The following is a 9,399-nucleotide window of genomic DNA, read 5'->3' on the forward strand; positions in this document are numbered from 1 at the left end:
TAGGGAAGGGCATTCCCGAATTAACGCTACAGGAGTTGGAGTCTCTACTCTTCTTGGGGCAACCCTGGTTGAGCAAATTCTGACGTAGAATGTAGAATCCCCGTCTCTTCAGAGCGGGGAGTGTCAAGTTATTCTAGTTAAAATTAGGCGAATAATCGAGAGCCACTGTGACTATTCTGGGAATTAATAAATTTAACAATAAGTGGCTTGATCTATCAGAGATCTTTGCTGTTGTCATAGCCACAATTCTTGCGTTGTCTTTAGTTTTAGGAATTTATTATTTAGGTTGGTTACAACCGTTAGAATTAGTTGCTTATGACCAAATGGTACGATTACGCCCGACTTTAATGGCTGACCCCCGATTAGTGGTGATTGGCATTACAGAAGAAGATATTCAAGTCTTTAACCGTTGGCCCCTTTCCGATGAAGTCATTGCTCGATTATTAGAAAAATTATTACAAGATCAACCGAAAGTTATTGGTTTAGATTTGTATCGTGATATTCGATATGAACCCGGACATGAGCAACTTCGCCAACAATTTAAAACCTCTGATAATATTATCGTCATTAATAGTTTAGGTTATAGTGAAACCAAGGGAATCCCTGCACCCCCAAATATTCCCCCTGAACAAGTTGGTTTTAATGATTTATTGCTTGATCCTGATAATGTAATTCGTCGGAATTTAATGTTTGCTGATGCCTCCGATACAACTCTTTATTCCTTTTCCTTAAGATTAGCTCTGCACTATTTATTAGCTCAAAACATTACACCGAATAACAACCCCCAGAACCCGAATGTCATTCAATGGGGAAAAGCCGAATTTTTTCCCTTATCCCATGATTCCGGGGGCTATCAAACCATTGATGATCAAGGATATCAAATTCTCTTAAATTATCGCTCTGCTAATGATGGCGCAAAACTAATTAGTCTCACCAAATTTTTATACGGAACACTGCCTAAAAATTCGATTAAAGATAAAATTGTGTTAATTGGGACAGTGGCTCCCAGTGGTAAAGATTTATTTGTTACCCCCTTTAGTCCGGCGGAAAAAAAAGCCCTCAAAATGCCGGGAGTTCTCGTCCATGCTCAAATGGTTAGCCAAATTTTAGATGCGGTTTTAGGGGAGCGACCCTTATTTATTTTTTGGTCACCTTGGGGAGAATTGTTATGGATTTGTAGTTGGGGATTAATTGGCGCAACTTTATCTTGGTCAAGTCGTAATGTCTGGATTATTACATTAGGAAATCCCGGTTTAATCACCGTTTTATGTGGGTTAAGTTTTTTCTTGTTCCTTCATCAGCGTTGGGTTCCAACGACCACTCCCGCTTTAGCCTTTCTCTTTACCAGTGCAACCGTTATCGGATATCGAGCCTTTCAAGCCCAACGCCAACAACAAATTGTGATGCGATTATTAGGACAAAATACCTCGCCGGAAGTCGCTAATGCGTTATGGAATAGTCGGGATCGTTTATTAGCTGATGGTAAGTTACCCGGTGAAAAATTAATTGCGACTATTCTGTTTAGTGATATTAAAAATTTTAGTACGGTTTCTGAACAAATGCTCCCAGAAACCTTAATGGAATGGTTAAATGAATATTTATCGGTTTTAACCCAATGTGTACAAGCTCATCATGGAATTATTAATAAGTTTACTGGGGATGGAATTATGGCAGCCTTTGGGGTTCCCGTAGCTCGGAGAACTGAAGCAGCGATTGCTCAAGATGCTTATGAAGCAGTCGCCTGTGCATTAGAAATTGAAGATCGTTTAAAACAGTTAAATCAAGATTGGAAAAGTCGAAATTTCCCGGAAATAGCCATGCGAATTGGGATTTTTACAGGCCCAATTGTGGCTGGAAGTTTGGGCGGAAAAGAACGCTTAGAATATGGTTTATTAGGAGATAGTGTTAATATTGCCTCTCGTTTAGAAAGTTGCCTAAAAGATCGACAATCGAGTCTTTGTCGGATTTTAATTGCCTCCCAAACCTTACAATATATTGACAAGAGTTTTGAGGTGGAATCTTGGGGGCCAATGCCGCTTAAAGGAAAACAAGAAATGGTGGATATTTATCGGGTGATTGGCTATAAAGAAGCATCTCAATATCCTCCAAAAAATTAAACCTTAGTTGTGAATTAGATCGATTTACGATTTACAAGACTGATCAATAATTGCCTAGTTACTATTGCTTATTACAAGAGTAATCCCGCAATACAAGCGGTCATAAAACAGGCAATTGAACCTGCTATCATGGCTCTCAATCCTAATCGAGCAACATCCGCTTGTCGTTCAGGAGCGATCGCAGAAATGCCTCCAATTTGTATCGCAATTGAACCAATATTAGAAAACCCACATAACGCATAGGTTGAGATAATAATTGCTCGTTCAGAAATCGTCGGGACGGCATTAGCAGAAATTTTCCCTTGAGCAATTTTTACTCCATTTTCCATCAAAACTTTTAAATCTAAATAAGCAATAAACTCATTTAAAATCGTCTTTTTCCCTAATAAAATTCCGACTTGCAAACAATCTGATAGGGGTACTCCCATTAACCACGCAACAGGAGCAAATAAATAAGATAATATCCCTTCTAAGGATAAATTAGGCAAACCGAAAAAGCTTCCAAACCCTTGCAAAATCCCATTAATTAAGGCTAATAATCCTAGAAATGCAATTAACATCGCCGCCACATTTAAAGCTAACCTCATGCCATCGCTGGCTCCCGTTGCTGCGGCATCAATTCCATTAGCAGAGGTGGGTTTAACCTCAATTTTAACCGTTCCTTTGGTCAGAGAAGTTTCAGTTTCAGGATAGAATAGTTTAGAAATTGCTAAAGCGGCGGGAGCCGACATGACAGATGCGGCTAAAATATGTTGGGCGGGAATTCCAAAGGAAATATAAGCCGCCATAACTCCCCCTGCAATTGTGGCAAATCCCCCCGTCATTACCGCATGAAGTTCTGAAAAAGTTAAAGTCGAGATATAGGGTTTAATTAATAACGGAGCCTCCGTTTGTCCGATGAAAATATTAGCCGAACAGGATAAAGTTTCTGACCCTGATGTTTTCAAGGTTCCCATCATCACCCACGCAACAACTTCTACAACTTTTTGTAAAATTCCATAGTGATAAAGAATTGAAATAAAAGACGAAAAGAAGATAATCGTTGGCAAAACTTTGAAGGCGATAAAATGCTCTTGGAAGGTTTCACCAAAGACAAATTTAGCTCCTTGATCAGAAAAATTGAGAAACTGAGTTACACAATTACCTAGAAACTCAAATACCACAAAACCAGGGGTCGTTTTGAGGATGAGAACGGCAAAAATTAACTGTAAAGCAATTCCCCAAAATACCGGACGCCAACGAATGGCTTTTCGATTCACCGAGAAGAGGTAGGAAATTCCTACAAAAACAAATAATCCCAAAAGTGAAATCACACGTTCCATAATTTGCTCAATCTTGTAGATTTTCAATGTACAATGAGAGTATTGTGCGTTTTTCAGTCAGAATCCAAAATTAACCCTTTGCAAATTACTGTTAACTGAACTCTTACCCCTAATTACGACTAACTCTAACTGTTTATGTCTTTACCTATTGTTGCTATTATTGGTCGTCCTAATGTCGGGAAATCAACCCTGGTGAATCGTTTAGCCGGAAGTCCCGATGCAATTGTCCATGATGAACCCGGAATTACCCGCGATCGCACCTATCGACGTGCTTTTTGGCAAGATCGAGAATTTATTGTGGTCGATACAGGGGGATTAGTCTTTGATGATGATACGGAATTTTTGCCCCTAATTCGAGAACAAGCTCTGACGGCTTTAACCGAAGCCAGCGCCGCGATTTTTGTCGTGGATGGTCAGATGGGGGTAACGGGAGGCGATGAAGCGATCGCAACTTGGTTGCGTGAACAATCTGTACCGACTTTATTAGCAGTAAATAAATGCGAATCTCCGACAACCGGAATTATGCAAGCTGCACAATTTTGGGAACTTGGACTCGGAGAACCCTATCCAATTTCAGGGATTCATGGATCAGGAACAGGAGAATTATTGGATGAGTTAATTCAATATTTACCTGCCATTGATGAAATTGAAGAAGAAAAAGAAATCAAAGTCGCCATTATTGGTCGTCCTAATGTGGGAAAATCGAGCTTATTAAATGCGTTTTTAGGGGAAAACCGCGCCATTGTTAGCCCGATTTCGGGTACAACACGGGATGCAATTGATACTGTTATTCAACGCAATGATAAAACCTATCGATTAATTGATACCGCCGGAATTCGGCGCAAGAAAAATGTCGAATATGGAGCCGAATTTTTTGGAATTAATCGCGCCTTTAAAGCCATTAATCGCGCCGATGTGGTGTTATTAGTCATTGATGCCATTGATCAAGTTACCGATCAAGATCAAAAATTAGCCGACCGGATTATAGAAGAAGGTCGTTCTTGTGTAATTGTTGTCAATAAATGGGATGCCGTTGAGAAAGATACCTATACCATTTTAGACTATGAAAAAGAGGTACGGGCTAAACTGTATTTTATGGATTGGGCGGAATTAATTTTTATTAGTGCCAAAACTGGTCAACGGGTTGAAAAAATTCTCAATTTAGTCGATACGGCTGCTGAAGGTCATGAACGACGAGTCTCAACGGCGGTTATTAATGAAGTCCTTGAAGAAGCGGTAAGTTGGCATTCTCCCCCCGTTACTCGTCAAGGGAAACAAGGGAAAATCTATTATGGAACCCAAGTGAGTAGTAAACCCCCAACTTTGGTTTTATTTGTCAATGATCCTAAACGATTTAATGACAATTACCGTCGTTATATTGACAGCCAATTCCGCAAACAATTAGGCTTTAAAGGCACACCCATTCGATTAATTTGGCGGGGCAAATCTGCCAGAGAAGTTGAAAGAAATACTGCTAACCGAGCTACCCGCGTTAAATAATTAAGAGTAGGCGGAGCAGGGGGAATGAGGGATGATTAGGAATGAGAATCCCTCTATACCTGCTTTATAATTAACCGTTGAACTAAACGAGTATGGAGGGACTCGAACCCCCGACCCTCAGAACCGGAATCTGATGCTCTATCCACTGAGCTACATACCCATACTTTTGTTAGTATAACATATCCTTTGGAAAATGTCATTTTAATTTAAGTTATCATGGACTCCATTCACATTACCGGGATTCGCAGCTACGGCTATACGGGTTATTTACCCGAAGAACAAATGTTAGGCCAATGGTTTGAAGTCGATGTGACCCTGTGGTTGGATTTAACACCCGCCGGAACCAGTGATCAAATCGCAGACACCCTCGATTATCGCCACACCATTACCACTGTTGAGACTATCATTAAAACTGGCAAATTTGCCCTTATAGAACGATTGGCTACAGAAATTGCCGACACCTTATTAAAACAGCCCTTAGCCAAAAAAGTGCGTATACAGTTAACGAAACCAAACCCCCCAATTCCTGATTTTACGGGAAAAATCCAAATTGATCTAACTCGTGAGTCAACTTAGAAAAAAATAGGGTTAGTAATTTTTACCCGAAATATTAAGCAGGTTTAGCTAATAGCGGTTCTAATTTTCCTTCTCCATCTAATTGATAGAGCTCATTAGACCCGCCAATATATTGATTATTAATAAAAATTTGGGGAACTGTGCGTCGTCCATTGGCACGTTCAGCCATTTGATCTCGTGCGCTCTCATCCCCATCTATTTTATATTCTGTGAAATTAACTCCTTTCCACCATAACAATAGTTTAGCTCGCATACAAAAGGGACAAGTTTGCCAAGTATAGATTTCAACGTTGGCTTGATTTCGTTCAGGATGACGACCGAATAGGGAATTAAACGCATCTAACATAATCATATTCCTCAAAATCAATTCACTTTAGTTTTAACTTTAACCTATTTTCAATTTTAGGATAGTGATGACTCTGAATTATAACAGCATTACAGTAGAGACGTGCCATGGCGCGTCTCTACAAGAATCTCATTCCCTATTCCCTATTCCCCATTCCCCATTCATCATTTGTAATTCGTAATTCGTAATTCGTAATTCCCCATTCCCTATTCCCTCCTATCCATTAAAAATCATAATTTAAGCGTTTGAGTTGAGCTTTCATTTTACTGATGAGTTTAAACTCTTTCAAAAGCAATCCATAATAATGTAAGGCGAATAAAAAATTAATCGCAAAAAAACCTACGGTTAAAATAAATCTAAATACGGTGGAAAAATTGAATTCAGACATCATCGTAAAGATGGAAAAAACAATTGAGCAAAGCCCAAATCCAGCCGCAAATGAACTGAGAATCAGTAAACGCACTTTAGCCATCGTTAAGGGATAGGTTGGAATAAAAAATTAAATAGAGTTATTCAGTTGATCTGTCGTTTCTGCTTCTCTTATTTCAGGATTAATATAGCAGTCGCCAAGGCAGTTAGGACATAGACTGATGCTAAAACCTAAATAGAGAACTCTTTTCTTGTCTGTTCCCTGTTCCCTGTTCCCTGTTCCCTGCTATATAAGTAAAACTACCGGATCAAACTCGTTAATACTATACAGCGAAATTCTAATAGATGGCTAAACGCATCGGAGTTTTTTCAACATTTCCAGACAAGGGCTTTCCATCGAACTTTGGGAGTCAATGGTTGCTGTAACAGCTTGTTACCCTTGACCCCTGATAAAAAGCCCAAACGCTTTAATAGATAGCAATTCAGCTTACATCTTATCCAATTCCTTTTTCAACGCCTCTAACTCATCATCCACTGGCGTTGGATTTTTCGCCGTTGTTTGTCCCGCAGGTAAAGCTTGGGGAGCCGGAGCACCGGAAATTTGGGCTTTCAGAGCCATTAATTCGTCATCAACATCGCTTCCGGCTTCCAACGCTGCAAATTTACTTTCAAAATCTGAACCCGCCAATTCTCCCATCGCTTGAGAACGGGCTTCTAAGTCCGTCACTTTTTGTTCCATCCGCTCAAAAGCTGCTGTTGCGCTACTGGGATTAATATTCCCTAATAAGCCTTGTAACTGTTCGTTGGCTTTGGCCGCTTGCGCCCGAGCTTTGAGCATATTCTTCTTGGTTTTAGCCTCAGAGATTTTGCTCTCCAACTGAATTAAATTGCGTTTTAGAGCATCTACCTGACCGAACGTTTGATCCAAAGTCAGTTTCACTGTATTCGCCGTTTCCATGTAGCTTTTTTTGCGCTGTAAGGCTTCTCTGGCTAAGGTTTCATCCCCTTTCCGCAAAGCTAATTCGGCGCGAGATTGCCATTGGTTAGCTTGGGACATGGCTTGATTATATTGTTGTTCGGTGCGCTTTTGATTGGCGATCGCCTGAGCAACAGCCTGACGTAACTGCACCAAGTCTTCCTGCATATCAATGATCGCCTGTTCCAGAATTTTTTCTGGATCTTCGGCTTTACTGACCAAATCATTCAAATTAGCTCTAACAAGACGGCCAATCCGATCAAATAATCCCATGACGCTGTTCTTCCTTTGAGGGTGTACGGTTCTGTAATCACTTCTGTCTACAGTTTAACGCTAGTTCATGATGCCAGAGGAGTTAACTGATTACGGCTTCGGAATATCATAATAAGCATTAATCCCTTGAACTTTTAACTCATCCCGCAGGCGTTTAGCTGAAGCCGCATCGCTTAAAGCCGCCACTTGGATTTTTTTCCCGGTTTTGAACTCAGCAATATAAGCATCAGGAATGACTTCTTTAGCCTGCTCAAAGGAACGTTCATCGACGTAATCCAGGACAACATAATAATAACCATCCTGGGATTTTATCGGTTCCATTGGCTTAGGTGGGGTAGGTGCAGTTGCAACTTTTGGGGCTGTACCACCCCCCGGTTGTACCGTTGCAGCACCCCTTCCTTGTCCTGTAACTGGGGCTGGGGCGGTTGTTGTGGGGGTAGGAACTGTAGAAGTGGTGGGCTTTTTGGGTAATAATTCCTGAGTGAGATTATTTAAACCGGGGTCAGTTGGAGAGGTCAGGTTGTTTGTGGGTGCGGGTAAGGTTGTGGCTGGACTGGGTGGCACAGGGGGAGCAACCGCAGGCGTCGGCAGGGTATTGGGGTTAGGATTAATATGGCTCAAGGTATCTAAATCCAAGTTAACAAATTCCTTGGCCGCTAAGTTGGGAGACAGGGAATCTGTAGGTGGGAGTGAGGTTTCCGTTGAGGCAGTTGTGGGAGGAGGAGCCGGACTAGGGTTAGCCGTTGGGGTTGGGGTTGGGAAAAACCGATTTAACCCTAAGCTAGTCCGACTGGAAGGGGAAGACAGGACATAACTTAAGGCGGTGCAAGATAACAAAAATAAGAACATTGAGGCTATTCCCATCGGAGTTAATAAACTCGCCATCAAACTCCGTTTTTCTGGTGAGTGAGAACGCCGTTCTTCTATACTTTTGATTAGGGCTTCCGTTGATTCTAAATATCCATCCGATGGTGCTGCTACCGGAGCCGATGACTTTAAGTTAAAACTAACGGCAGGATCTTTACCATTGGTTTTGGGATCGTTTGTTGTTGTCGCTGAGTTAGAAACCACTAAGGGTGCAGGTTGGGAGGGAACCACCGTTTCCCAGCCCGACGGTTGAGCTTGGGGTTCAAACAGTTTTCCTTGAGATGCAGCCCCTTCATTGACAGCGACGGCTACCGCATCAGGAGTTTGTTGAAATTGGGGGGTGGTTTGTCCCGTTGAGTCGGGGGTTGTTTGTTTCGTGCGTCGTCGATGACGCCGATAACGGGTTAATTCTGGTTCTAGTTGCACATCCAGACAGCCTAAAACTGCTTTGAGTTCAGACTTTAATTCTGGCTGTGGAGATTGAGGGGATTTCATCCGGGCTCCTTGACTCATGGTTAACTCCTACCCACTTGTTGATAATTTTAAAATAAAGATTTTTAGATTTAGGGTTTCACGAATAAACCTTATTATTGACAATTCTTCGATCAGCTAACAATTGACACTCACCGCCCTATAAGTGCGGTGATTCTTCGTTCACAGACTCAACTTGCTCTGGCAGGATTGCTCCAACCAAAGTAGAGGCTAAATCTCCCGAAGCGTTCGGATTTAAAATCCAGGTCCCTACGTGACCCGTAGTACCCAAGGCTAAATTCAGAATATTAATTGCGGCGTTCCAGTCTCTATCTAATACAAATCCACATTGACAAATATGTGTTCTAGTTGATAAAGATTTTTTGACTGTAGTACCACAGCTAGAGCAATTTTGACTTGTATAAGCTGGATTAACTGCAACAGTTACCCTACCAAATTTAACACCAAAATACTCTAACCACTTTCTAAATTGATACCAACCAGCATCATTAATAGATTTAGCAAGACAATGATTTTTAACTAAATTTTTAACCCTTAAATCTTCGTAGGCTACTAAATCGT

The 9,399-nt window shown here is 41.1% G+C and carries 9 protein-coding genes and 1 tRNA gene; 3 read left to right on the top strand and 7 right to left on the bottom strand.

The annotated features are described in order from the left end of the window. Positions 1 to 167 precede the first annotated feature (167 nt). The gene (locus H6G57_RS28340; protein WP_309236077.1) at positions 168 to 2,117 is read left to right on the top strand and encodes an adenylate/guanylate cyclase domain-containing protein; all 1,950 of its coding nucleotides are present in this window, start codon (positions 168 to 170) and stop codon (positions 2,115 to 2,117) included. 71 nt (positions 2,118 to 2,188) lie between these two features. Here H6G57_RS28340 and H6G57_RS28345 read toward each other — a convergent pair whose 3' ends face one another. Continuing rightward, positions 2,189 to 3,439: a NupC/NupG family nucleoside CNT transporter gene (locus H6G57_RS28345; RefSeq protein WP_190525141.1), complete on the bottom strand. Its 1,251-nt coding sequence runs from the start codon at positions 3,437 to 3,439 to the stop codon at positions 2,189 to 2,191. A gap of 135 nt (positions 3,440 to 3,574) precedes the next feature. Here H6G57_RS28345 and der point away from each other — a divergent pair, with 135 nt between their 5' ends. Continuing rightward, positions 3,575 to 4,939: a ribosome biogenesis GTPase Der gene (der, locus tag H6G57_RS28350; RefSeq protein WP_190525143.1), complete on the top strand. Its 1,365-nt coding sequence runs from the start codon at positions 3,575 to 3,577 to the stop codon at positions 4,937 to 4,939. Positions 4,940 to 5,026: 87 nt separating this feature from the next. Here der and H6G57_RS28355 read toward each other — a convergent pair. Next, positions 5,027 to 5,099, bottom strand: a tRNA-Arg gene (locus H6G57_RS28355). Between the two features lie 56 nt (positions 5,100 to 5,155). On the opposite strand from H6G57_RS28355, the gene folB reads away from it, so the two are divergent. After that, positions 5,156 to 5,515 carry a dihydroneopterin aldolase gene (gene folB, locus H6G57_RS28360; protein WP_190525145.1) on the top strand — a complete coding sequence of 120 codons (360 nt, stop codon included), beginning with the start codon at positions 5,156 to 5,158 and terminating at the stop codon, positions 5,513 to 5,515. Positions 5,516 to 5,549: 34 nt separating this feature from the next. Here folB and grxC read toward each other — a convergent pair whose 3' ends face one another. From grxC to H6G57_RS28385, 5 genes are all read right to left on the bottom strand, one after another. After that, complete coding sequence (gene grxC, locus H6G57_RS28365; RefSeq protein ID WP_190525147.1) at positions 5,550 to 5,861, bottom strand: glutaredoxin 3; 312 nt, start codon at positions 5,859 to 5,861, stop codon at positions 5,550 to 5,552. Between the two features lie 223 nt (positions 5,862 to 6,084). Then, complete coding sequence (locus tag H6G57_RS28370) at positions 6,085 to 6,333, bottom strand: hypothetical protein (protein WP_190525149.1); 249 nt, start codon at positions 6,331 to 6,333, stop codon at positions 6,085 to 6,087. Positions 6,334 to 6,717: 384 nt separating this feature from the next. Continuing rightward, the gene (locus tag H6G57_RS28375) at positions 6,718 to 7,479 is read right to left on the bottom strand and encodes a PspA/IM30 family protein (RefSeq protein ID WP_190525151.1); all 762 of its coding nucleotides are present in this window, start codon (positions 7,477 to 7,479) and stop codon (positions 6,718 to 6,720) included. A gap of 90 nt (positions 7,480 to 7,569) precedes the next feature. Beyond that, positions 7,570 to 8,859 (bottom strand): SPOR domain-containing protein, encoded by a 1,290-nt coding sequence (locus H6G57_RS28380; RefSeq protein WP_190525153.1) that lies wholly within the window; start codon positions 8,857 to 8,859, stop codon positions 7,570 to 7,572. Positions 8,860 to 8,977: 118 nt separating this feature from the next. Beyond that, a partial coding sequence (locus H6G57_RS28385) for an RNA-guided endonuclease TnpB family protein (RefSeq protein ID WP_190525155.1) occupies positions 8,978 to 9,399 on the bottom strand: 422 nt, incomplete at its 5' end.

The sequence above is a fragment of the Planktothrix sp. FACHB-1365 genome (assembly GCF_014697575.1).
In the GTDB taxonomy this organism is placed as follows: domain Bacteria; phylum Cyanobacteriota; class Cyanobacteriia; order Cyanobacteriales; family Microcoleaceae; genus Planktothrix.